The following is a 24,745-nucleotide window of genomic DNA, read 5'->3' as shown; positions in this document are numbered from 1 at the left end:
ATCCAACGGCCCGCTTCGGCGGGCCGTTTTCGTTTGTGCGGCAGGCCCGCGCGCGCACGGCATAATGGCGGACCTGGTCAGCGGATTGCCTGTGAACGCAGCTTCTTCTCCTTTGCAGCCGGTGGGCGCCCACGAGCGCATCGCCGTCATCGACATCCTGCGCGGGTTCGCGCTGCTGGGCATCCTGCTGATGAACATGGAGGCGTTCAGCAGTCCGCTGGATCTGTCGTTCACCGGCATCGATCCGCATTGGCAGGGCGCCGACTACTGGGCCGACGCAGCCATCTACGTGCTGGTCCAGGGCAAGTTCTTCACCCTGTTCTCGCTGCTGTTCGGCGCGGGGTTCTCGGTGATGGCGCAGCGCGCCGATCTCGCCGGCCGCGCGTTCGCGCCGTTCTATCTGCGCCGCAGCGCGGCGCTGCTGCTGATCGGCCTGTGCCACGCGCTGCTGGTGTGGTCGGGCGACATCCTGGTCATCTATGCGCTGATCTCAGTGCTGTTGCTGGCCTGCCGCGAGGCGCCGCGCAGCTGGCTGCCGGCGATGGGCGCGATCAGCTACCTGGGCGCGGCCGCCCTGGTGATGGTGCTGGGTGCCTTGATGAGCTGGATGGCCAGCATGGAGCATACCCAAGCGCCGCTGCGCGAAGCCATGGCACAGGCCGAACAGACGATCGAACTGCAGCGTCAGGCCTACGCGCACGGCAGCTGGGCGCAGGCCGTGGGTCAGCGCCTGCGTGATCTGGGCGCGATGCTGTCCGGGATCTTCGTCATCGGCCCGGAAGTACTGGGCATGTTCCTGATCGGCAGCTGGTTCGCCCGCAGCGGCGCGCTGGCCGAGCCGGAGCGTTTCGCGCGGCTGTATGCACGGCTGCGCTGGGTTGCGCTGCCGAGCGGGCTGGCACTGATGCTGGGCAGTGCGATCTGGCACCCCTACCAGGCGCCCGGCACCCTGGATCTGCCCGGTGGCGCAGCGTATGCGATCAGTGCGCTGGCCGGATTGCTGATGTGCCTGGGGTATCTGGCCTGGATCGTGCACTGGCGCGCGCGCCTGCAGCTGCTGGCACCGATGGGGCGGATGGCGCTGACCCATTACATCGGCCAGTCGCTGGTCTGCACCTGGGTGTTCTACGGCTACGGACTGGGGGCGTTCGAGACGATGCCGCGGCTGTGGCAGATCCCGTTCGCGCTGGCACTGTTCGCGGTGCAGGTCGCGATCAGCCATGCGTGGCTGCGATATTTCCGCTTTGGTCCGCTGGAGTGGATCTGGCGCGCGATGACCTATCTGCAGTGGCCGCCGCTGCGTCGGGCCTGACACGGCGGCGCCACGTCCCCTCACGTCTGGATCGCGGCCGGTCGTGGCATGCTGGAGATGCGCATGAGCGTCGGCACCGGCCCGTTGATGGCAGACCTGATCAACGACGCACGCCGGCGTTTGATCCTGCCCCTTACCGAGTTGAGCGATGCCAATGACGACGCAATACGACTATGACCTGATCGTGCTGGGCGGTGGTTCCGGCGGCCTGGCCGCGGCCTTCCGCGCGGCGCAGCACGGCCAGCGGGTGGCGATGCTGGAGCCGGGTGAACTCGGCGGCACCTGCGTCAACGTCGGCTGCGTGCCGAAGAAGGCGATGTGGCTGGCCGCCGATCTGTCCGGGCGGATCGGCCTGGCCGCGGCGATGGGCTTCGATGTCCCGGTGCGCCCGTCGCTGGACTGGAAGGAACTGGTGGTGCATCGCCAGGCCTACATCGCCAACATCCATGCCAGCTATCTCAAGCGCCTGGATGAAAACAAGGTAGTGCGCGTGCCGCGCCGCGGTCGGCTGGTCGATGCGCACACGGTGGAATGCAGCGATGGCGTGCGCATCAGTGCCGCGCACCTCCTGATCGCGACCGGCGCACATCCGCAGCGCCCCGATATTCCCGGTGCCGGACTGGGGCTGGTCTCCGATGATTTCTTCAACCTGTGCAGCGCGCCGGCGCGGGTCGCGATCGTCGGCGGCGGCTACATCGCGGTGGAACTGGCCGGGCTGCTGCAGGCGCTGGGCAGCCGCGTGAGCCTGCTGGTGCGGGGTGAGCGCCTGCTGGAGCGTTTCGATGCGGAACTCACCGCGCAGCTTGCCGAAAACCTGCGGCATCAGGGCGTGCAGGTCCACTTCGGCTATCGCCTGCGCGAGCTGCAGCGTGACGGCGAGGCCGTGGTCGCGCTCGGCCATGACGGGCCCGCCGACGGTCACTTCGATGCCGTGTTCTTCGCCACCGGCCGACGCGGCAACAGTGCCGATCTGGGGCTGGAAGCGGTGGGCGTGGTGGTGGGTGACAAGGGCGAGGTGGAGGTCGACGAGTGGCAGACCACCGCGGTGCCGAGCATTCATGCCGTGGGCGATATCGCCGGGAAGGTGGGCCTGACCCCGGTCGCGATCGCCGCCGCGCGCAAGCTGATGGACCGCCTGTTCGGCGGCCAACCGCAGGCGAAGATGGACTATGAGCACGTGGCCAGCGTGGTGTTCTCGCACCCGGCGCTGGGCGCGGTGGGGCTGAGCGAAGAAGAGGCCTGCGCGAGGTACGGCGACGTCCGCGTGTACCGCAGCAATTTCCGCCCGATGCTGCAGGCGCTGGCCGATGGCACCCAGCGCAGCCTGTTCAAACTGGTCTGCGTGGGCGAAGAGGAGCGGGTGGTCGGTGTGCACCTGCTCGGCGAGGCGGCGGATGAAATCCTGCAGGGGTTCGCGCTGGCGGTGAAGATGGGCGTGACCAAGGCCCAGTTCGACGACACCGTGGCGATCCATCCGACCTCCGCAGAAGAAGTCGTACTGATGCGGTAGCAACGCGCATTCGCGCATCGCTCCCAAGGTTTGCGATGCAATCCTTGGGCCCCGCCTCACCATCACCCACATCCCCGCGCCTGTCGGCGCGCCCCCTTGACTCAAGGGGGCTGCTCCACCCGCCTGGTATCCGTGGGTGTCGAGCATGCGACAATTCCAGTTCCCCCGCTGCCCAGCCGCCTCCGTGCGGCTGTCCGCCGTCCTGATGTCGTCACCCGTTTCCCCGCTGCCCACGTCCTCCAGCCGCATCGCCGCCGGCGGCATCGCCTTGGCCGCGATCGGCGCCATTGCCGCCTCGGGCAAGGCGGTCATCGTCAAGCTGGCGTATCGGCATGGCGTGGATGCCACCACGCTGCTGGCGCTGCGGATGTTGATGGCCTTCCCGCTGTTCGCCCTGCTGGCCGTCTGGTCCGCGCGGCGCGCGCCGGCGCTGTCATGGGGCGATCGCGGGCGGGTGGTGTGGCTGGGTTTGACCGGCTATTACCTGTCCAGCCTGCTGGACTTCCAGGGCCTGCAGTACATCAGCGTTACCCTGGAACGGCTGATCCTGTACTTGAACCCGACGCTGGTCCTGCTGATCAGCCTGGTGCTGCTGAAAAAACGCCCCGGGCGCTGGCAGGTCGCCGCACTGGTGCTCAGCTATCTCGGCGTACTGCTGGCCTTCGGCCATGACCTGCAGCTGGAAGGCGGGCGCATCGTGCTGGGCAGCGCGCTGGTGTTCGCCAGTGCGCTGAGCTATGCGTTGTATCTGTTCGGCAGTGGCCAGGTGGTGGCGCGGATCGGTGCCATCCGGCTGACCGCCTATGCCAGCTGCGTGGCCTGCGTGCTGTGCGTGCTGCACTTCGCGGTGCTGCATCCGATGTCGGCGCTGGGCCAGGCACCGGTGCCGGTGTACTGGCTCTCGCTGATCAACGCGACGCTGTGCACGGTCCTGCCGGTGATGGCGATCATGCTCGCGGTGAAGCGGATCGGCTCGTCGCTGGCCGCGCAGGTGGGTATGCTCGGTCCAGTCTCCACCATCGTGATGAGTCTATGGCTGCTCGACGAACCCATGGGGCCGTGGCAGATCCTCGGCACGGCGCTGGTCCTGCTCGGCGTGCTGCTGGTCAGCCGGGTCCGCGCGTGAACGCGGCCGCGATGATCGGCGATGACCCGGCGGCACAGGCGCGTGCGCGCATCCTGGCGGTGATCCGCGCGATCCCGCGCGGGCAGGTGATGGGCTATGGCCAGGTCGCCGCCAAGGCGGGGCTGCCGGGCAGGGCGCGGCTGACCGCGCGCGTGCTGGGCATGAATGACGACCCGGAACTGCCATGGCACCGCGTGCTGCGCTCGGACGGGCGCATCGCGATGCCGGAAGGCTCGGCCGGCTGGAAGGAACAGAGCCAGCGGCTGCGCGCCGAGGGCGTGGCGATCGAGCGGGGGCGGGTCAAGGGCATGCCGGCGGCCGGCGCGGACGATCTGGATGCCGCCCTGTGGGGACCGGGCTGACACTGCCTGGGCGTTGAACAGGCGCGCTGGCGCGCAGCGTGCGGTCGGGTGCTGCGGCTATGATGGGCGCAGTTCCAAAGGATGCCCCCATGTTTCCGCGACTGCCTACCGTCACCAAAGCGTTGTTGATCGCCAACGTCCTGCTGTTCCTGCTGCAGCAGCCGTTCCTGCTCGGCAATGCCACGTTCGAGCCCTTCATGCTGCAACCTCTGGGCGGCGGTTTCGATCCGTTCTCGCCCGGTGGCAACTTCCAGCCCTGGCAGCTGCTCACCTATGGCTTCCTGCATGGCAGCTTCGGCCATCTGTTCTTCAACATGCTCGCGCTCTTCATGTTCGGGGCGCCGCTGGAACAGACCTGGGGCGAAAAGCGCTTCCTGACCTATTACCTGGTGTGCGTGGCCGGTGCCGGCCTGTGCCAGCTGCTGGTCGGGATGATGCTGGCCGACCCGGCCACGGTGCTGGGCGCTTCCGGTGGCGTGTTCGGCCTGTTGCTGGCCTACGGCATGCTGTTCCCGAACCAGCGGGTGATGCTGCTGTTCCCGCCGATCCCGATGAAGGCACGTACCTTCGTGATCGTCTTCGGCGCGATGGAACTGATGCTGGGCGCCACCGGCTGGCAGCCGGGCGTGGCCCACTTCGCCCACCTGGGCGGCATGCTGTTCGGCTGGCTGTTGATCCGCTACTGGCGCGGCCAACCGCCGTTCAACAACCGGCGTCCACCGGGACCTCCGAAGCGCCCCAACCACCTGCGCAGCATCAAATAACAGGGACGGAGGTGGTTAATAACCACCTCCGTCCCCATTAAAAAAAAGGGCGCCCCGTGGGCGCCCTTTTTCGTTGACCAGTGCCAGGGGCAGGACTCAGCGCCAGACCTTGATCTGGTCGTTGTCCACGCGCTGCATCGGCTGGCCCGGCTTGCAGGTGAAGGTCGCACCGAAGGCCGGCAGGTTGGACAGCGGGCCGTTGGTGCGCCAGCGGCCCGGGGCCAGGATGTCGGAGGTCACGCGCTGCGCGGCGACGTTCGGCGACAGCTGCTGCGGCCACAGGCTGGCCCAGGCGCGGAAGAAGCCCTGCTGGGCGGCCGGCTTGGCAGCTGGTTCGACGGCCTTGTAAGCCTCCCACGCCAGTTCGAGGCCGGCCAGATCGGCCAGGTTCTCTTCGCGGGTGAGTTCGCCGTTGACCTTGGCCCCCTTGACGCCCGGGTAGTCGTAGCCGCTGTACTGCGCGGCGACGCGGTTGCCGAACAGGGTCCAGGCGGTCTTGTCGGCCGGGGTCCACCAGCTGCGCAGTTCGCCCTTGGCATCGACCAGCGCGCCCTTCGCGTCGATCGCACGGGTCAGCTCGTGGGCGACCAGCGCGCCGTAGCTGCCGAACAGCTCGGCGGTATCGCCCTTGGCGTTGAACACCGGGCCCTGCAGCACGGCGGCGGTGACGATCAGGCGGTTCTGCGCGATGTCATAGGCCAGCGCCGGCTGCTGCGGCAGCACGTCCCAGCGGCGGTCGGCGTTGCCCTTGCCAATGCGCTTCATTTCTTCGCGGTGGCGCCAGGTGGAGGCGATCAGCATGTTGCCGCCGAAGCTGCCACGGCCCATCGGCTGCACGGTGTAATCCAGATCGCGCAGCGGGGTGCCGATCTCGATCTTCAGCGCGGCCAGCTTGGCCTGCGCTTCGGTCTTGGCTTCATCGCTCATCCAGGTGCTGCGCTTGACCGCGTCGATCTGCACTTCGCGGATCTTGTCCACGACCAGGGCGGCCTTGCGCCGGTCGTCGGCGGACAGATGCCTGGCCGCGTACTCACGGCCGACCATCGGACCGGCAGCGACGTTGATCGCGTCCAGCACCTGCTCCCAGCGCGCCGGCGGCAGGGTCTGGCCACGGATCACGCGGCCGCGGAATTCGAACTCGGCGTCGCGGTAGGCCTTGGACAGGTACGGTGCCATGGCGTCACCCACGCGCCAGCGCAGGTAGACCTTCCACTGCTCCGGCTTGATCCGCGTGACCATGCCGTCGAGCTGCTTGAACAGCGCCGGATCGGCCAGCGAGACCAGGTCGTCGTTGACGCCCTGTGCCTTCAGGAAGGCATCCAGCTGCAGGTTGCGATAGCGGCTGTTGAGCTCCTTGGTGGAGATCGGCGCGTAGTTGTTGAACGGGTTGTTGATGCCGGCCAGCGACTGCGCGTTGCGCGCCAGTTCGGTTTCCAGCGCGATCACCGACTGCGACTCGGCATCGAGCTTGTCGGCCGGGGTGCCGGTCAGGGCCAGCACCTGCTTGACGTAATTGCGGTAGCGCCCCATCAGCGCGACGGTGTCGGCATCGGTGCGGGTGTAGAACGCCGGGTCCGGCAGGCCCATGCCACCCTGCATGAAGTAGCCGATGTGGCGGTCCAGCGCCTTCAGGTCCACGTCCGGCGCGAAGTTGAAGGCCACCGGGATACCGACCTGGTGCAGCGCGGCGATCGAGGCCGGCACGTCCTTGGCCTTCTTGATCGCGTTGATGCGGGTCAGCAGCGGGGCGATCGGGTTGGAGCCGTCGGCTTCCACCGCCGCTTCGTCCAGGCCGCTGGCCCAGAAATCGCCGAGCAGCTTCTGCACGTTGCCCTGCGGTGCGGTCATCGCCGCATCCAGCAGTTCACGCTGCTGCTGGCGGGTACGGTCGGCGAGCTGGCCCAGCGCGGTGGTGGCGCCGGTCTGCGGTACCGGGTTGGCCTTCAACCAGGTCGCATTGGTGGCCTCGTAGAAGTCGCTGCACTGCGCGCTGACGGCCGGCGCGCGGGCGGCGGCCTTCTTCTTCGGCGCGGCATGCGCATCGTGTGCGATGACCAGGGAGGCCAGGCTCAGGCCCAGGGCAATGGCGAGCGGACGGAGGTTGGACATGTAAAGCGAATCCAGCGGGGATGAGATCGCGCGAGTGTACCAAGCAAAGCGAAACGAGCGTGATGGCAAGCGCGCGCCCCAAAAAACAAAGGCCCGGGAAAATCCCGGGCCTCTGCATGGATCACATCACGCCGGGGCGCGATGGCTTACCAGATCACGACCTGCTGGTCGCCTGCGCGCACCATCGGCGAGCCGGCCTTGCACTGGAACGCAGCGGCGAAGGTCGGCAGGTTCGACGGGGCACCCATCGCACGGAACTGCGCCGGGGCATGCGGGTCGGTCGCCAGACGGACCTTCATGTTCTCCGGGGTGTACTTGGTGCGCCACACGGTGGCCCAGTTGAAGAAGAAGCGCTGGTCGCGGGTGAAGCCGTCGACCTTCGGGTCATCCTTGCCGGCCGAGGCCTTCTGCAGGGCGTCGTAGGCGGTCGCCAGGCCGCCCAGATCGGCGATGTTCTCGCCCAGGGTCAGCTTGCCGTTGACCGCCTGGCCGTCCACCTTGTAACCGTCGAACTGCTTGATCAGCTTGCCGGTCAGGCCGCTGAAGTTCTTGGTGTCGGCGTCGGTCCACCAGTTCTCGAAGTTGCCGGTCGGCCCGAAGCGGCTGCCCTGGTCGTCGTAACCGTGGGTCATTTCGTGGCCGATCACCGCACCGATGCCGCCGTAGTTCAGCGCGTCATCGGCCTTCGGATCGAAGAACGGCGGCTGCAGGATGGCGGCCGGGAACACGATCTCGTTCTGCAGCGGGTTGTAGTAGGCATTGACCGTCTGCGGGGTCATGCCCCACTCGGTCTTGTCCACCGGCTGGCCGATCTTGGACAGCGCGAACTTGTAGTTGAACGCGTTGGCGGCGCGGACGTTGCCCAGGTAGCTGTCGCGCCCGGTGCTCAGGCCGCTCCAGTCACGCCACTTGTCCGGGTAGCCGATCTTCGGGGTGAAGGTCTCCCACTTGGCGATCGCCTTGGCCTTGGTCTCGTCGCTCATCCAGGTCAGGCCCTGGATACGCTCCTTGAGCGCGGCGGCGAGATTCTTGACCAGTTCTTCCATCTTCGCCTTGGCTTCCGGCGAGAAGGCGACCTTGACGTACAGCTGGCCGAAGGCATCGCCGGCATCGTTCTCGATGGTGCCCAGCACGCGCTTCCAGCGCGGCTTCTGCTCCTTCTGGCCGTTGAGGGTCTTGCCGTAGAAGTTGTAGCTCTCGTTGACGAACGCATCGGCCAGGTACGGCGAGGCGCTGTCCACGGTGTGGAAGCGCAGGTAGGCGCGCCACACCGACGGATCGGTATCACCCAGCGCCTTGCTCACTTCCTGGTGGAAGCTCGGCATGGCCAGCGAGAATTTCTCCGGCGTGGCGATGCCCTGGGCCTTGAAGAACTCGCTCCAGCTGAAGTTCGGGGTCAGCTTGTCCGCATCGGCCACGGTGACCGGGTTGTAGAACAGCGAGACATCGCGCGACAGCTCGACGCTGGACTTGGAGGCCTTGGCCAGGCGGGTTTCGAACTTGACCACGTCGGCGGCCTGCTTTTCAGCATCGGCGGTCGCCACGCCGGCCAGTTCCAGCACCTTGGCCACGTGGGCCTGGTAGGCCTTGAGCTTGTCGGCGTTCTTGGCGTCGGTGTAGTAGGTGGTGTCCGGCAGGCCCAGGCCGCCCTGGCTGGCGTAGGCCAGGTTCATGCTGGAATTCTTGAAGTCCGCTTCCGGACCGAAGCCGAACAGCACGTTCTCGCCCTTGGCTGCGCTGGTGCGCAGGTAGTTGGCGATCGCGTCCTTGTCCTGCAGGCCGTCGATGGCGGCCAGGTCGGCCTTGATCGGCTCGATGCCCTGGGCATTGATCTTGGCTTCGTCCATGCCGGTGGCCCAGAAGTCGCCGACGATCTTCTCGATGCCGGCCGGGTTCTTGACCGCCGCGACCTGCTCGGCGAGCTGGTGCTGCACGGCGACCGAGCGCTCGTCCAGGATGGTGAAGGCGCCCCAGCTGGTGCGGTCGGCCGGGATTTCATTGGCGGCCAGCCACTTGCTGTTGACGTAGTCGCCGAACGCGCCGCAGGCGTCCATGCTGGTGTCCAGGTCGGACGGGTGGAAGGCGTTGTAGGCCGGCAGCTTGCTCTCGTCGAGCTTGTACTCGGTGGCGGCCGTGGCGGCCGGCGCGGCGGTGGAGGCTGCGCTGTCCGTCGCCGGGGTTTCGTTCTTGCCGCAGCCGACCAGCGCGGCCGAAACGGCCAGGGTCAGCAGTACCAGTTTGGGTGTACGAGCGATCACGTGATTGGCCTCCAGGCCGGAAAGTCATGCAGGAATGGCCCGCAAGGGCCTGTGGGCCAGACGATACGCCGCTGGCCCGGCCTGCAAGGGTGTCGAAGGTCATGGCCGATGGCAAGCGGCCTGATCCGGTCAATCGCGGACCGGCGCCCGGCCCGGTGACGGCCAAGGAAAAGCCCCGCCTTGCGGCGGGGCCCGGGGGTGTCATCCCTGGTGCGGCTTAGTTGGTCTTGGTGCCGAAATCGTACTTGGCCTGCACGTACACCGCGCGACCGTACGGGTTGTAGATGCTGCTGTTGTACGGCGAGGCGACGTTGCCGGCGTAGCTGTGGGCCTGGCCGTCGGGCATCTTGTTGAACACGTTGTTGACCATCAGCGAGAGGGTCAGGTTGTCCAGCGCCTGGTAGTTCACGCTCAGGTTGTACGTGGTGTACGAGCCCCACTTGCCCGCCTTGTAGCCGGACGAATGCACGTAGTCGTAGCTCTCGCCCAGGTAGGACATGTAGTTCGGCGTCTTGCCGATGTAGTTGAAGTACAGCGTGGTGGTCCAGCGGTCCTTGGCCCAGCCCACCGAACCATCGGTACGGACCTTGGCGTAGGCGTCGTAGTACCACATCGCATACGGGTCGCGCAGCAGATCCAGATAGCCGTCGCCCGGCTGCGGCTGCAGCTCGCGCTTGAGGATGTTGGTGTAGTTGCTGGCGAACTGCAGCGAGCCGAAGCGGCCGATGTCCTGCACGTACTTGAAGCTGGCCGTCAGGGCCTGCAGGTTCTGGCGCGCCACGTTGAGCTTCGGCGTGAAGATCTGCTCGATGTTGCCGGCCGCATCGCGGGTGATCCAGTCGGCGACGTTGTCGCAGCTGGCCGAGGTCGGGTTGTCCTGCCCGTTGCGGCAGTAGTACTCCGCACGCAGCAACTGGTCCGAGCTCAGGGTGTCGACTTCGTTGTCGATCTTCCAGTTGTAGTAGTCCACCGAGACCGACAAATTGTTGATCGGTGCCCAGACCACGCCGGCATTCCAGACATCGGCGGTGATCGGTTCCAGCTCGGTGTTGCCGGCCTGCACGCCGAACACCGACTCGTTGCCGTACGGGCAGGCGAGGGTATCGGCCGGCGCATAGCCGAGCTGGCCGCAACGGTAGTAATCGACCGCGCCGTTGGCGTAGTAACCGCTCTCGCCCTGGAAAGCGTCGGGCAGGGTGGGGGCACGGAACGCGGTGCCGTACTTGCCGCGGAACAGCAGGCTTTCGATCGGCCGGAACTCGACACCCACGCTGTAGGTGGCCTTGTCGACGGTGTTGTCGGCGATCTTGTAGGCGTCATAACGGCCGGAACCGGTGACGGTCAGCGAATCGATCAGCGGCAGGCGCAGTTCGGAGGTCAGCGCGTAGTTGCTGCGATGGCCATTGCCGGCCACCGAGGTGGTGCCCCACACGCTGCCGTCCATCAGCCGCTCGTCCGGGCGGTAATCCCAGCCTTCGCTGCCGGCTTCGGCGACGAGGGCAAAACCGGCATCGCCACCGGGCAGGGTGAACAGCGAGCCGTTGGTGATCTGGAAGCGGCCCAGGTTCTGCCAGGTCTTGCTCTCGTTGTAGGTGTAGCCGGTGAAGCTCTGGAAATCGCCGGCCGGCAGCTGCGAATAGAACGCGCCCCAGTTCGGGCTGTAGATGTTGTAGCCGTCATCGGTGGTGCCGAGCACCGGACCGAGCACGCGGTTCTCGAAGTAGCTGTCGATGTCATCGGCCCAGCGCACGAAGCCGCGCTCGGTCAGCTTGTATTCGCCACGGCTGAAGCTGGCGCTGTAGTCCCAGTTGCCGAACGTGCCACGCCCGCCCAGAGTGACCTGGTAGGCCTTGTTGCGGTCGGTGTTGAGGATGTCCTTGTAGCCGTTCGGCCCGATGTCCTCCGGCGCGAACGCGCGCTGCAGGTTCATGTACTGATCGGTGTCCTGGTCATAGAACGCGCCGAAACTCAGGTCGCTGCCCCAGAACGTATAGCCCGAACCCGGGGTGTACTTGACCTCTTCAAGGCTGTACAGCGCATCGGCGAACAGGGTGAAGTTGTCGTTCACATCGAACGTCATCGAGCTGTAGAACTGGCTGCTTTCCTTGTCGTTCTTCAGCGTGCGGTAGCCGGCGCCGTAGGCCGAACCGCACGACTCGCCCGCCGCGCGGGTGCCGAGCACGGTGGTGCCGCCGAACTGGCCGGCGACGCTGGCGCAGCGGGTCGGATCCATCATCACGAACGCGTTGTTGTCCGCCGGCAGGTAGACCAGGAAGTCATTGGCCGGCACCTGCGCGCTGTAACCGACGCGGTTGTTGGTGCGGGTCAGGTCGCGCTGGTAGCCCCAGATCGGGTTGCTCTTTTCGTACTGGACGTTGACCAGCGCATTGAAGCGGTCATCGGCACTGTTGAAGCCCTTGGCGCCGCTGACGCGGATGTTGTTGCCACCGCCCTCGGTGGTGGCGCCGCCACGGACGTTGAGCACACCGCCTTCCATGCGCTCTTTCAGGATGATGTTGACCACGCCGGCGATCGCATCCGAACCGTACAGCGAGGACTGGCCGCCCGGCAGGATTTCAATGCGCTCGACGATGTCGATCGGGATGCCGCTGAGGTTGTTGAACGCATCGCTGCCGTTGTAGAGCGCCGGGTACTGCAGCATCGGGCGGCCATTGATCAGGTACTTGGTGTACCCCGGATCCAGGCCGAACATGCCGGCCGCTTCGGCGCCCTGGGTGAAGGAGGCCGCGGTCTGGCCGCCCTGCAGGCCGCCGGTGGTCAGCGAGGACTGCTGCAGGACTTCGGAAATGCTGGTGAAGCCGCGGGTCTGGATGTCCTCGGCGGTGACGGTCAGCACCGGCGTGTGGTTCTCGATCTCGGTCTGCGGGATCAGCGAACCGGTGACGGTGACGCGGTCGAGATTGGTGGCGCCGTTGTCCTGTGCGAAGACGGTAGCGCTGGTGAGCAGCAGGCCGGTGAGGACGGCGGCGGCAAGCGGGTGACGCGAGATCGAAGTACCTTGGCGAGACATGTGTAACCCCGTGTAGTGGTGATGTCGTGGCTTTCCCTTCCGTGGGACGTCTTGATGGTGTTCAACGGTGACCGGTCCCAGGCCTGTGACCATCCTTGGCTGTTTCATTCTGCGTTCAGTTGAAACCGGTGTGCGGCGAACGTAACACACGCTTAACGTGAAATTCGCTGAATGGTCATCCTCGGACGGTGAGGAATATCGACCCGCTCTGAAATCGTTTGAAAAACAATCGCCTGGGCATGCATGAAATTTTATTCATGTTGCGCGGATGAGCGAGTGCTGAATATGGCGATGTTTAACAAGTGAGATTAAAAGCCGATTCGCATTTCGAAACCCGGGGTCCGGACATGAAAAAAGCCCCGCCTTGCGGCGGGGCTCCAGGGTCCATCCCGGGACGTGGAACTTACTTCGCGCCGAATTCGTACTTGGCCTGCACATACACGGCACGGCCGTAGATGTTGTAGAAGTAATTGTTGTACGGCGTACCCGAGGTGCCCGGGTAGTTGCTCGCCTGGTTGTCGGGCATCTTGTTGAACACGTTGTTGACCATGACCGAGAAGGTCATGTTCTCCGCCGCGCGGTAGTTCACGCTCAGGTTGTAGGTGGTGTAGGAACCCCACTTGCCGGCCTTGGCGCCCGAGGAGTGCACGTAGTCATAGCCGTTGCCGGCGTAGGCCAGGTAGTTCGGGGTCTTGCCGACGTAGTTGAAGTACAGCGTGGTGGTCCACTTGTCCAGGGCCCAGGCCAGCGAGCCATCGGCGCGCACCTTGGCGTAGGAGTCGTAGATCCACATGTTGTACGGATCGCGCAGCAGGTCCAGGTACTCATCGCCCGGCTGCGGCTGCAGCTCGCGCTTGATCATGTTGGTGTAGTTGGTGGAGAACTGCAGCGCACCGAAACGACCCAGTTCCTGCACGTACTTGGCGCTGGCGGTGATGGCCTGCAGGTTCTGGCTGGCCACGTTCATCTTCGGGGTGTAGATCTCGTCCAGCACGCCGGAGGCATCGCGGGTGATCCAGTCGTTGACGTTGTCGCAGCTGGCCGACGTGTTGTTGACCTGGCCGTTGCGGCAGTAGTACTCGGCCAGCAGCAGCTGGTCCGAGCTCAGCGTGTCCACTTCGTTCTTGATCTTCCAGTTGTAGTAGTCGACCGAGAAGGACAGGTTGCTGAGCGGTGCCCAGACCACGCCGGCATTCCACACATCGGCGGTGATCGGCTCCAGGTCCGGGTTGCCGGCGCGCTGGCCGAACACCGAGACGCTGTCATACGCGCAGCCGGTGGTGTCGGTCGGCGCGTAGCCGAGCTGGCCGCAGCGGTAGTAATCGGTCGCACCGTTGGCGTAGTAGCCGCTCAGGCCCTGGAAGGCATCGGACAGGCTGGGCGCGCGGAACGCGGTGCCGTACTTGCCGCGGAACAGCAGGCTCTCGATCGGGCGGAACTCGACGCCGATGCTGTAGGTGGCCTTGTCGACGGTGCTGTCCCCGATCTTGAACGCGTCATAGCGGCCCGAGCCGGTGACGGTGAGCGAGTCGAGCAGCGGCAGGCGCAGCTCGGAGGTCAGCGCGTAGTTGCTGCGGTGACCCGCGCCGGCGACCGCGGTCGTGCCCCACACGCTGCCATCCATCAGGCGCTCGTCCGGGGTGTAGTCCCAGCCTTCGCTGCCGGCTTCGGCGACGACGGCGAAACCCGCATCACCGCCCGGCAGCGAGAACAGCGTGCCGTTGGTGATCTGGAAACGACCCAGGTTCTGCCAGGTGCGGCTCTGGCTCTCGGTGTAACCGGTGAATGTGGCGAAGTCGCCGGCCGGGATCGGCGCGTAGAAGGCCTCCCAGTTCGGCGCGAACACGGCGTAACCGCTGCGGGTGCCGAGCTGCGGGCCCAGCACGTGTTCTTCGAAGTAGCTGTTGATCGGGTCGGCCCAGCGCACGAAGTTGCGCTCGGTCAGCTTGTACTCGCCGCGGGTGAAGCTGGCGCTGTAATCCCAGTTGCCGAGCGTGCCGCGGCCGCCCAGGGTGACCTGGTAGGCCTTGTTGCGGTCGGTGTTGAGGATGTCCTTGTAGCCGTTGGCGCTGATGTCTTCCGGCGCGAACGCGCGCTGCAGGTTCATCCACTGGCCACTGGTCTGATCCCAGAAGCGGCCGTAGCCCGACGCGGTGCCCCACCAGGTGTAGTTGGAACCGGTGGCGTACTTCACGTCTTCATAGCTGTAGAGCACATCGCCGAACAGCTGCAGGCTGTCGTTCGCGTCGAAGGTGAACGAGCTGTAGATCTGCGCGCTGTCCTTGCCGTTCTTGACCGTCTTGTAGCCCGGGCTGTAGATCGAGCCGCAGGACTGGCCGGCCGCACGCGTGCCGAGCACGGTGGTGCCACCGAACTGCCCGGCCACGTTGGCGCACAGGTTCGGGTCCATCATCAGGTAGGCGTTGCCGGCGGCCGGATTGACGACCAGGAAGTCGTTGGTCGGCACCTGCGCGGTGTAGCCGTTGCCGTTGGTGGTCCTGGTGACGTCGCGCTGGTAGCCCCAGATCGGATTGCTCGATTCGAACTGGGCATTGACCAGTACGTTGAGGCGATCATCGGCGCTGTTGAAGCCGGTGGCCCCGCTGACGCGGAAGGTGCTGCCGCCGCCTTCGGTATAGGTGCCGCCGCGCACGTTCAGCACGCTGCCGTCCATCCGCTCCTTCAGGATGATGTTGACCACGCCGGCGATCGCATCCGAGCCGTACAGGGAGGACTGGCCGCCCGGCAGGATCTCGATGCGTTCGACGATGTCGATCGGGATGCCGCTGATGTTGTTGAACGTGTCGCCGCCGTTGTACAGGGCGGGGTAGGACAGCATCGGCCGGCCGTTGATGAGGTACTTGGTGTAGCTCGGGCTCAGGCCGAACATGCCGGCCGCTTCGGCACCCTGGGTGAACGAGGCGGAGGTCTGGCCGCCCTGGAGGCCGCCGGTGGTCAGCGAGGACTGCTGGAGCACATCGGCCACGCTGGTGAAGCCGCGCGTCTGGATGTCTTCGGCGGTGATGGTCACGACCGGGGTATGGGTTTCGATCTCGGTCTGCGGGATCAGCGAACCGGTGACGGTGACCTTGTCCAGGTTGGTGGTGCTGCTGTCCTGGGCGAAGGCGGTGACGGCGCTGGTCAGCAGCATGCCGGTCAGTACGGCCGCGGTCAGCGGGTGGCGCGAGAGAGTGGAGCGGTGGCGAGACATGGGCATCCCCGAGTGCAGTTTCGACGTGGGTGAGGCCATCCGTGGGGGCGGTGACATGCGATGTGAAGACTTCCTTGCTTCGTCATCGAACGTAACACAGCCTTAACGAGGCTTACACGAAGCGGTCACATGACGATCAGGAATAAGGGCGGATTTCCAGTAAAAAATCCTTGATAAACAATCGTGTACAAAAATGTATCAATTTGTAACGCCCTGGTTGCTGACTATGAAGTGAATGGTTCCGGCTGAAAACGATTCCTGTTTGCGGTGCTTCCGGTGTTTCGTGTGACGTCTTACAGGCATGGGCGTTTCTCTTCCTGAGCCGCCGGAGCCGGAAACGAACAAGCCCGGCATCAGCCGGGCTTGTTGGTGTTGCCGTTCTGGATGGATCAGAACTTGTAGGACGCGCCCATGTAGAAGTAGCGGCCGACGTTGTCGTACATCGAGTGCCCGACATCGGCACCGAAGTAGTTGCGCGGCGGATCCTTGTCGAAGGCGTTGTCGATGCCCAGGTACACGTCGATCTTGTCACCCGGGAACTGATAGCCCAGCTGGAAGTTGTGGTACGTGTACGAGCCATTGCGGATCGGGCTGGCCGAGCCGGGGTTGCTGGCGTAGCTGCTCGGGGTCACGCGCAGGTTGCCGTCGACGTAGTTCAGGTCCCACGAAGCGCGCCACTGGCCCAGCGAGTACTTGCTCTGCAAGGTGGCGCGCCAGCGCGGATCGGTCACGTAGGTGACGTACTCGTTGTACTCGTCCGGGAACTCCTGGAACGCCCATTCACGCGACTGGATCAGACGGCTGCCGACGAACCGGACGACGGCATCGCCGCCGGCCATGTTCCAGCGATAGTCCATCTCCACGTCCACGCCGATCCGGCGCGAGCGTGCCAGGTTCTCGTTCAGTGCGCTCCAGCGGACGATCGAGTACTCGGGGAAGAACCGGCCCTGTGCATCGGTGAAGCCGCCGACCGGTGCACGCACGACCTGGCCGCAGAACGAGTTGCCCACGCCGCCGGGGGAATCCACGCAGCGGCTGGCGTTGGTCTGCGCCGTGACCGCGCCGATGGCGTCTTCCAGGTTGATGTTCCAATAGTCCACCGACATGCCGAAGCCCGGCAGGAAATCAGGCTGCCACACGAAGCCGTAGGTGAAGCTGCGCGCACGTTCCGGCTTCAGATCCGGATTGCCGCCGCTGACGCCCGGGCGAGTAGCACTGTAGGTATCGATCCAGCCCACCGGCACGCCCAGCGCGGAGCAGTTGGCCTGGCGCAGTGCCGGGTCCTTCGCGGTCGACGGACGGTTGGTGTTGGTCACCAGGTAGTTGCAGGGATCGTTGATGGTGGCGAAGTTCTCGCTCTGCGGGTTGTACAGCTCGCCGATGCTCGGCGCGCGTACGGCCTGCGACAGCGTGCCGCGCACGCGCAGCGAGGGGATCACGGTCCAGTCCAGGCCCACCTTCCAGGTGGTGGTTTCGCCGATGCTGCTGTAGTCCGAGTAACGGCCTGCGGCATCCACGGTCAGCGAGTAGATGCCCGGGATGTCGGCCAGCAGCGGAACGCTGGTTTCGAGGAAGACTTCCTTGACGTTGTACTGGCCCATCCGGTTCGGGATGGCGTTGAGGAAGGTCAGGCCCTGGGCGGCCAGCGGATCGGTGATCTCGCGGCTCTTCTCCTTGCGATACTCCACGCCGCCGGCGATGCCGACGTCACCCGCCGGCAGGCTGAACAGCGATGCATTCGCCACGGAGGCGCTGAACACCGACTGCTGGATGCGCGAGAAGTTGAACGAATCCACGTTCATCCAGTCCTGCGCGGCCTGCGTCACACCGCCATTGCCGAGCACGCTGAACGGTACGCAGCCTTCGCGCGCGAAGCCGGAGTACACGCGGCCGGTGTGCGGATTGACCGCGTTCGGGTTGAGCGTGGTACGGCAGGCGACATTGCCGGTGGCCGGGTCGATGACCGCGTCCAGGCCGGCCTGCCAGCGCTCATTGATACGGTTGTTGAGGTTCCAGCGCTTGACCTCGGTCTGGCCCCAGTTGCCGTAGGCTTCGTAGGTCCAGTTCTCGCTCAGGTTGCCTTCAATGCCGAACACGAAGCGCTGGGTGGTGCGCTCGACATGCTCGCCACGCTGGCCGGCGTCGACGTTGAAGCGGTTCAGCGTCAGCTGGGACACGCCGTTGGCCGCCATCAGAGCGCGCAGCTCCGGGGTGACGAAGGCATTGTCGCGCTGGACGCGGATGGTGGTATCGAACGACGGCTGGCCCAGGAAGTCGGACACCGTTTCGGTGTACTTGCCTTCGAAGTACAGGCGGTGATTGTCATTGAGGTCGAAGTTGACGACCGTATTGACGCTCTTGCGGTCAAAGCCCGGCTGCAGATCGGCGACCGAGTTCAGGTCGGCAAAGTCGCAGTTGACGCACGAGTTGTTGCTCACCATGACGCCGTCATAGCGCTGCTTGCGGAACGTGCCATCCGGGTTGAACTGGTAACGGTTGCCCCAGGTCGACTGGTCGCGGGAGTCGAACGCGCCCAGGGTGAAGGTGCCGCCGAAGGAGATCGAGTGGTTGCCGCCCGGGCCGCTCAGAACGGTCTGCGGATTGCTTTCGCTCGGTGCCTGGCTGGCGTCGTACGCCGGATTGGGGACCGCGACGAGGAATTCATTGCCGATCGCGCGGTCGCTGCGACGGAAACGGTCCTGCTTGCTGTATTCCAGCGCGATGGCGGCGTTACCGCGACCATCGGCGAAATCGGTGCCGGTGGAGAAGCTGACGAACGAACGGTTGAAGCCGCCTTCGTCGGCCATGCCGGTCTGGGCGCGCAGCTCTGCGCCGTCGAACGACTTCTTCATGATGAAGTTGACCACGCCGGCGACTGCGTCGGCGCCGTACACGGCGGATGCGCCGCCGGTGATGACTTCAACGCGTTCGATCCACTCGACCGGAATGGTGTTCACGTCAACCGAAGTGGAGCCGGAGGTGGCGCCGACGTGGCGGCGGCCATTGACCAGCACCAGGGTGCGCGAGGTGCCCATGCCACGCAGGTCCATCAGGCCAACGCCTGCGGTACCGATGAAGCGCGTGGAGTTGCCCAGCGTGTAGGTCGGGGACAGGGCGGGCAGGCGCGACATCAGGTCGCCGATATTGGTCGCGCCGGTGGCGCGGATCTCTTCGGCGGTGATGGCGGTGGTCGGCGAGGGGGTGACGAAGCCGGTACGCGCGATGCGCGAGCCGGTTACGGTGACTTTGTCGAGCTCGGTCGTGGCGCTGCCGGCTTCCTGTGCCATGACGGGTGCGACGCCGAAGGCCATCAGGCCGGCCATCAGCGCGGACGTGAGCGGATGGCGCAGAGGCGCAGAACGTTGATTCATCATTTGGATCCCCACTGGATAATGTGCATGTCTCTCTTCCCTGAGTCCGTTACGGCGACGTTCATGAGCATTCCCTGCTCTCACTCGAACGTAACACAACGTTAACGATATTCACATGATGTCGTCACGTGATATCCGTAATTGAGACGTGTTGCCGCGCAACATCTCATTGATTACAGTCGGTTACCGAGCGTTGGCTGTGCGGAGTTTGCCCGTCTGAGCTTTGGCTGAATGTGCGTCGCCTTTGAAAATGCGTGAAATGCGACGTACGGCTTCACCAGCGGCCGCCGGCCCTGTGGCCCGGCAGGACCGGCTGTCCGGAGCTTGTATAGTGTTCTGTTCCCAGAGCCCCTTCCGGAGCCCCCGCAGTGAGTGCCAACCAACCCCGTCGTCCCCACGCCAGCCAAGTGCAGAAGGGCCTGTCGCCGCACCCGCGCGTCCGCAACGTGATCGCGGTGGGCTCGGGCAAGGGCGGGGTGGGCAAGTCCACCACCGCGGTCAACCTGGCGGTCGCGCTGGCCAGGCTCGGTGCGCGCGTGGGCCTGCTCGATGCCGACATCTATGGTCCCAGCGTGCCGGCGATGCTCGGCCTGAGCGGCCGCCCGGAAAGCCCGGACAACAAGTCGATCGAGCCGATGCGTGCGTTCGGGGTGGAGACCATGTCGATCGGTTACCTGATCGAGGACGAGACGCCGATGATCTGGCGCGGCCCGATGGCGACCTCGGCGATGACGCAGTTCTTCAACGACACGCTGTGGGACGATCTGGACTACCTGCTGATCGACCTGCCGCCGGGCACCGGTGACATCCAGCTGACCCTGACCCAGAAGATTCCGCTGGCCGGCGCGGTGATCGTCACCACGCCGCAGGATATCGCCACGCTGGATGCGAGGAAGGCGCTGAAGATGTTCGAGAAGGTCGAGGTGCCGGTGCTGGGCATCGTCGAGAACATGGCCGTGCATACCTGCAGCAACTGCGGGCAGGTCGAGCATCTGTTCGGCGAAGGTGGCGGCGAGCGCATGGCCGCCCAGTACGGCGTGCCGCTGCTGGGTTCGCTGCCGCTGGAGATCGGCATCCGCGAGCAGGGCGATGCCGGCACGCCGATCACCGCCGCCGCGCCGGAGTCCCTGGCCGCCCAGGCTTACGTGCGGGCCGCCGAGCGCCTGATCGAGGAAGTGGCCAAACGCCCGCGGGCCAGCATCCCGATCCTGTCTTCGCTGATCTGATTAGAATCGACACCCGGGCGCCCGTTGGCGGTGCCGTTGTCCCTTTACGCACCCAGGACCCCCCATGAGCATCAAGAGTGACCGCTGGATCCGTCAGATGGCCGAGCAGCACGGCATGATCGAGCCGTTCGAAGCCGGCCAGGTCAAGCAGGCCAACGGCCAGCGCATCGTCAGCTACGGCACCTCCAGCTACGGCTACGACGTGCGTTGCTCGCGCGAGTTCAAGGTGTTCACCAACATCAATTCCACGATCGTGGACCCGAAGCACTTCGATCCGGGCAGCTTCGTGGATATCGTCGGCGATGAGTGCATCATCCCGCCCAACAGCTTCGCGCTGGCGCGCACCGTGGAGTACTTCCGCATCCCGCGCGACACCCTGGTGGTGTGCCTGGGCAAGAGCACCTACGCGCGCTGCGGCATCATCGTCAACGTGACCCCGCTGGAGCCGGAGTGGGAAGGCCACGTCACCCTGGAATTCAGCAACACCACGCCGCTGCCGGCGCGCATCTATGCCAACGAAGGCGTGGCGCAGATGCTGTTCTTCCAGGCTGACAAGGACGATATCTGCGAGACCTCCTACAAGGATCGCGGCGGAAAGTACCAGGGCCAGACCGGCGTCACCCTGCCGCGTACCTGAGCCCACGTCCCCGGTAGTGCCGGCCGCTGGCCGGCAGCCGACCAGAAACACGTAGTGCCGGCCGCTGGCCGGCAGCAGGCAGCAGACAAAAAAAAGCGCGGATCGCTCCGCGCTTTTTTTATTTCACCGGTTGCCGGCCAGCGGCCGGCGTTACTTGCGGCCGAACAGCAACCCGATGCCGACCGCCACCAGGACCACCGGCCACCAGGTGAGAATCAGCTTTCCCATGTTCATGTTGGTCCAGCCCAGATTGCTGGCCAGCAGGAACAGGCCAACGAGGATCAGGACGATGGCGGCGACAAGGTTGGAACGCATCAGGGGCAGGGTCCGCTAGGGCTGGGGCGAATATCCTAGCCGTTCCTTCCAGTGTGCGACACGCTCGGCCAGCACGCCCGGATCAAAACGGTGCGCCTGCCCCTGGCCCCAGACCGGGCCCGGCCACGCCGGATCGCCGACATGGCGGCCGATCACGTGGAAATGCAGCTGGCGGACAATGTTGCCCAGCGAGCCGATGTTGATCTTCTCGACCCCATCGGTGCCTTTGAGCGCCTTGCACGCCCGGTTCAATTCGGTGCGCAGCTTGTCCTGCTGCTCGCCGTCCAGGTCGATCCATTCGGTCACGCCGGCCAGGCGCGGGACCAGGATCAGCCAGGGATACCTTTCATCGTTCATCAATCGCACTTGCGATAACGGCCCTTCTGCTACCAGTACGCTGTCGGTGGCCAGGCGTGAATCCAGTTCGAACTCGCTCATCCAAGATGCTCCGCAAAGAAGTCCAGGGTGCGTTCCAGCGCCAGGTGGGCGCTGTCTGGATCATACGCATGTCCGACGCTGCGGTTGAAGGCGTGATCGGCCGGGTAGACGAAGGTGGCCATCTGCGGGAGCTTTTCGCGGTGGGCCTTGATCGCCTCCGGCGGGATGCTCTTGTCCTGGGCGCCGAAGTGGAACATGACCGGTGCCTTGGGCGTTTCGTCCAGGTACTTCACGTTGCGGGCGCCGTAATAGCTGACCGAGGGCAGCCCCAGCCGCAGTGCGGAGAGCAGGGCGATGCTGCCGCCCCAGCAATAGCCGACCGTGCCGACCTTGCCGGCCGGGGCCAGCCGCGAGGCGGCCGCGCGGACAATCTCCAGCGCCTTTTCGACCCCGAGCGCGTCGACCATGGCCAGGCCGGCGGCCACGCCATCGCTGTCGTAAGGCAGTTCCGGCGGTTCGGTGCCGTCCGGGGCCGACGCGGCCAGATCGAAGAACGACGGGGCCAGCACTGCATAGCCCTTGGCGGCGTAGTCGTCTGCCACCGCGCGGATGTGCGGGTTGGCGCCGAAGATCTCCTGGATCACCACCAGGCCCCCGCGCGGCTTGCCTTCCGGCGTTGCCTGCCAGGCGCGGACCGGTCCGTAATGCGTATCGAGCGTGACCCACTCACCCATGGTGCGAGACTCCAGTTGGTTCAGGCATTCATTATCGGCCCCGCGCGGGTTAGCGCGATGTCAGGGGGGATGCCGCATCTGGCGGGATCGGCCCGATCCGGTTCAGGGGCGCGGACTGAACGCCGGTATACTTGCCGCCGTTTCCGGCCCCAGGTCCCCACGCCATTCCGGCATGGGCCCAGGCCCCCAGAGTCCTTGCGATCCATGTCCCAGCTGAACCCCAAAGTCGGCTTCGTCAGCCTTGGCTGCCCGAAGGCCCTTGTCGATTCCGAGCGCATCCTCACCCAGCTGCGGTCCGAGGGTTACGACATCGTTCCCTCCTACGACTCGGCCGACGTGGTGGTGGTCAACACCTGCGGCTTCATCGATTCGGCCGTGACCGAGTCGCTGGATGCGATCGGCGAGGCGATGAACGCCAACGGCAAGGTGATCGTCACCGGCTGCCTGGGCAAGCGCCCGGAGCAGATCCGCGAGGCCTACCCGAACGTGCTGGCGGTCTCCGGTCCGCAGGACTACATGAGCGTGATGGAGGCCGTGCATGCCGCGCTGCCGCCCAAGCACGATCCTTTCGTGGACCTGGTGCCCGATTACGGCATCAAGCTGACCCCGCGCCATTACGCGTATCTGAAGATTTCCGAAGGCTGCAACCACAAGTGCAGCTTCTGCATCATCCCCTCGATGCGCGGCAAGCTGGTCTCGCGCCCGGTCGATGAGGTGCTGCGCGAGGCCGAGCGGCTGGTGCGCGGTGGCGTCAAGGAACTGCTGGTGGTCTCGCAGGACACCTCGGCCTACGGCGTGGACGTCAAGTACGCTGAACGCATGTGGCGCGACAAGGCCTACCAGACCCGGTTGAAGGCGCTCTGCGAAGGCCTGTCCGAGCTCGATGCCTGGACCCGCATGCATTACGTCTACCCGTACCCGCACGTGGACGAGATTGTGCCACTCATGGCCGAGAACCGGATCCTGCCGTACCTGGACATCCCGTTCCAGCACGCCAGCCCGCGCATCCTCAAGCTGATGAAGCGGCCGGGCGCGGTCGACAAGACCCTGGAGCGCGTGCAGCGCTGGCGCCAGCTGTGCCCGGACATCACCGTGCGCTCGACCTTCATCGTCGGCTTCCCGGGCGAGACCGATGCCGAGTTCGAGGAGCTGCTCAGCTTCCTGGACGAGGCGCAGCTGGATCGCGTCGGTGCGTTCGCCTACTCGCCGGTCACCGGTGCGACCGCCAATGACCTGCCCGGTGCGGTGCCCGAAGAAGTGAAGCAGGAGCGGCTGGCCCGCTTCATGGAGCGCCAGGCGGAGATTTCCGCCGCGCGCCTGGAAGCCAAGATCGGCACCGTGCAGCAGTGCCTGGTCGATGCCATCGAAGACGGCATCGCGGTGGCGCGTTCGAAGGCGGATGCGCCGGAGATCGACGGCCTGGTGCATATCCAGAATGCCGACGAAGCCAAGCTGCGTGTCGGCCAGTTCGTCGATGTCGAGATCACCGAGAGCGACGATCACGACCTCTTCGGTGACGCGATCATCGCCGCCGAAGCGCGCAAGCCGTTCGATCTGCAGGTGCTGTGACCGCATCGGCGTCGACGGCCGATAGCGGCGGTCGACGCCGTTTCATCGCGCCGCCGTGCGATGCGGTGGAGGCGGCCTGCTTCGCACAGCCGATCTACGCGGGGCTGGGCGGGTTCCAGGACCTGATGGTCGCGCCCGACTGGCCCACCGTCGCCGCGCTGGACGCGCGCCTCGCATTGCCGGACAAACAACTGGTCGAGCAGGACGCGGCGCTGCTCGCCGACGGCATGCACTATGAAACGCGCATCGCCGGGCGCGGCCGGATCGCTACCCGTGCGGATAACTGGCACGACCTGTTCAATGCCCTGGTCTGGGCGCGTTACCCGTCCATCAAACAGGCGCTCAACCGGCAGCAGTGCCGGCATATCGCGGCGATGGCACCGGGGCAGCGCAACCGCGCGCAGGCGGCACTGACCCAGTTCGACGAGACCGGCGTGATCGTGCGTGTGCGCGATCCGGCGCTGCTGGGCGCATGGGACCGGCACGACTGGCCGGCGCTGTTCGTGGAGGGGGCAGGGCACTGGCGCACCGGTGGGATCGCGGTCGCGGCGGTGATCGGGCATGCGCTGATGGAGCAGGCCCTGTTGCCGGAGCGCCTGCTGGTCGGCAAGTGCGTGGTGGTGCAGGGCGATGACGATGCCGCCGCGATCGCTGTGGCAGCGCGGGCGATCACGGACGGTGCGGTGCTCACTGATCCGCTGGAGCTGCGGCCCTTGCCGCTGGCCGGGATACCCGGGTGGCACGTCCACCAGGATGGGGGGTTCTACGCGCAGATCGAGTACTTCCGGCCGCTGCGCGAAGGGCGCGTGTATCCCGCAGCGCTGCGGTAGAT

At 65.6% G+C, this 24,745-nt stretch carries 16 protein-coding genes and 1 pseudogene; 9 read left to right on the top strand and 8 right to left on the bottom strand.

Features of this window, described 5'->3' with window-relative positions; genetic code table 11:
• Positions 1-121: 121 nt before the first annotated feature.
• From ABE424_RS08750 to ABE424_RS08730, 5 genes and pseudogenes are all read left to right on the top strand, one after another.
• A pseudogene (locus tag ABE424_RS08750) lies at positions 122-1,470 on the top strand (DUF418 domain-containing protein); the annotation flags it as partial.
• Positions 1,467-2,822 (top strand): glutathione-disulfide reductase, encoded by a 1,356-nt coding sequence (gorA, locus tag ABE424_RS08745; protein WP_346491895.1) that lies wholly within the window; start codon positions 1,467-1,469, stop codon positions 2,820-2,822. The pseudogene ABE424_RS08750 and the gene gorA, both read left to right, overlap by 4 nt.
• Positions 2,823-3,027: 205 nt before the next feature.
• The gene (locus tag ABE424_RS08740) at positions 3,028-3,948 is read left to right on the top strand and encodes a DMT family transporter (protein WP_346491896.1); all 921 of its coding nucleotides are present in this window, start codon (positions 3,028-3,030) and stop codon (positions 3,946-3,948) included.
• A gap of 11 nt (positions 3,949-3,959) precedes the next feature.
• Complete coding sequence (locus ABE424_RS08735) at positions 3,960-4,310, top strand: MGMT family protein (RefSeq protein WP_346491943.1); 351 nt, start codon at positions 3,960-3,962, stop codon at positions 4,308-4,310.
• Positions 4,311-4,399: 89 nt separating this feature from the next.
• Positions 4,400-5,074 (top strand): rhomboid family intramembrane serine protease, encoded by a 675-nt coding sequence (locus ABE424_RS08730; RefSeq protein ID WP_346478745.1) that lies wholly within the window; start codon positions 4,400-4,402, stop codon positions 5,072-5,074.
• Between the two features lie 96 nt (positions 5,075-5,170).
• Here the strand turns inward: ABE424_RS08730 and ABE424_RS08725 are convergent, their stop codons facing one another.
• The 5 genes from ABE424_RS08725 to ABE424_RS08705 all read right to left on the bottom strand — a co-directional run bounded on the left by ABE424_RS08725 (position 5,171) and on the right by ABE424_RS08705 (position 19,054).
• Entirely contained in the window at positions 5,171-7,183 is a 2,013-nt protein-coding gene (locus ABE424_RS08725) for a M13 family metallopeptidase (RefSeq protein WP_346491897.1), read from the bottom strand.
• A 146-nt stretch (positions 7,184-7,329) separates the two neighbouring features.
• Entirely contained in the window at positions 7,330-9,438 is a 2,109-nt protein-coding gene (locus ABE424_RS08720) for a M13-type metalloendopeptidase (RefSeq protein WP_346491944.1), read from the bottom strand.
• Positions 9,439-9,658: 220 nt separating this feature from the next.
• Positions 9,659-12,472, bottom strand: a complete 2,814-nt coding sequence (locus tag ABE424_RS08715; protein WP_346491898.1) for a TonB-dependent receptor — start codon at positions 12,470-12,472, stop codon at positions 9,659-9,661.
• A 403-nt stretch (positions 12,473-12,875) separates the two neighbouring features.
• On the bottom strand, positions 12,876-15,683 hold the full coding sequence (locus tag ABE424_RS08710) for a TonB-dependent receptor (protein WP_346491899.1): 2,808 nt from the start codon (positions 15,681-15,683) through the stop codon (positions 12,876-12,878).
• Positions 15,684-16,072: 389 nt separating this feature from the next.
• Positions 16,073-19,054, bottom strand: a complete 2,982-nt coding sequence (locus ABE424_RS08705; RefSeq protein WP_346491900.1) for a TonB-dependent receptor — start codon at positions 19,052-19,054, stop codon at positions 16,073-16,075.
• Between the two features lie 368 nt (positions 19,055-19,422).
• On the opposite strand from ABE424_RS08705, the gene apbC reads away from it, so the two are divergent.
• Positions 19,423-20,280, top strand: a complete 858-nt coding sequence (gene apbC / locus ABE424_RS08700; RefSeq protein WP_346478750.1) for an iron-sulfur cluster carrier protein ApbC — start codon at positions 19,423-19,425, stop codon at positions 20,278-20,280.
• Between the two features lie 64 nt (positions 20,281-20,344).
• Positions 20,345-20,917, top strand: a complete 573-nt coding sequence (gene dcd / locus ABE424_RS08695) for a dCTP deaminase (protein ID WP_019182646.1) — start codon at positions 20,345-20,347, stop codon at positions 20,915-20,917.
• 150 nt (positions 20,918-21,067) lie between these two features.
• On the opposite strand, the gene ABE424_RS08690 is transcribed toward dcd, so the two are convergent.
• From ABE424_RS08690 to ABE424_RS08680, 3 genes are read right to left on the bottom strand one after another with little or no spacing between them, the layout of a single operon-like run.
• Entirely contained in the window at positions 21,068-21,232 is a 165-nt protein-coding gene (locus tag ABE424_RS08690) for a DUF5668 domain-containing protein (protein WP_167390309.1), read from the bottom strand.
• Positions 21,233-21,247: 15 nt separating this feature from the next.
• Complete coding sequence (locus tag ABE424_RS08685; RefSeq protein ID WP_176989270.1) at positions 21,248-21,670, bottom strand: HIT family protein; 423 nt, start codon at positions 21,668-21,670, stop codon at positions 21,248-21,250.
• Positions 21,667-22,344 (bottom strand): dienelactone hydrolase family protein, encoded by a 678-nt coding sequence (locus ABE424_RS08680; protein WP_346491901.1) that lies wholly within the window; start codon positions 22,342-22,344, stop codon positions 21,667-21,669. The genes ABE424_RS08685 and ABE424_RS08680 overlap by 4 nt, the downstream gene beginning before the upstream one ends.
• Positions 22,345-22,548: 204 nt before the next feature.
• Between ABE424_RS08680 and rimO the strand changes: the two genes are divergently transcribed.
• Both rimO and ABE424_RS08670 read left to right on the top strand, forming a co-directional pair.
• Positions 22,549-23,913 (top strand): 30S ribosomal protein S12 methylthiotransferase RimO, encoded by a 1,365-nt coding sequence (gene rimO, locus ABE424_RS08675; protein ID WP_176989272.1) that lies wholly within the window; start codon positions 22,549-22,551, stop codon positions 23,911-23,913.
• On the top strand, positions 23,910-24,743 hold the full coding sequence (locus ABE424_RS08670; RefSeq protein ID WP_346491902.1) for a DUF3025 domain-containing protein: 834 nt from the start codon (positions 23,910-23,912) through the stop codon (positions 24,741-24,743). The genes rimO and ABE424_RS08670 overlap by 4 nt, the downstream gene beginning before the upstream one ends.
• Positions 24,744-24,745 lie beyond the last annotated feature (2 nt).

Origin of the sequence: Stenotrophomonas sp. TWI1149, from assembly GCF_039673155.1 — a bacterium.
GTDB lineage: Bacteria > Pseudomonadota > Gammaproteobacteria > Xanthomonadales > Xanthomonadaceae > Stenotrophomonas > Stenotrophomonas maltophilia_AA.
The sequence above is the reverse complement of the archived record's forward strand: the minus strand, read 5'-3'. Positions and strand labels throughout refer to the sequence as shown.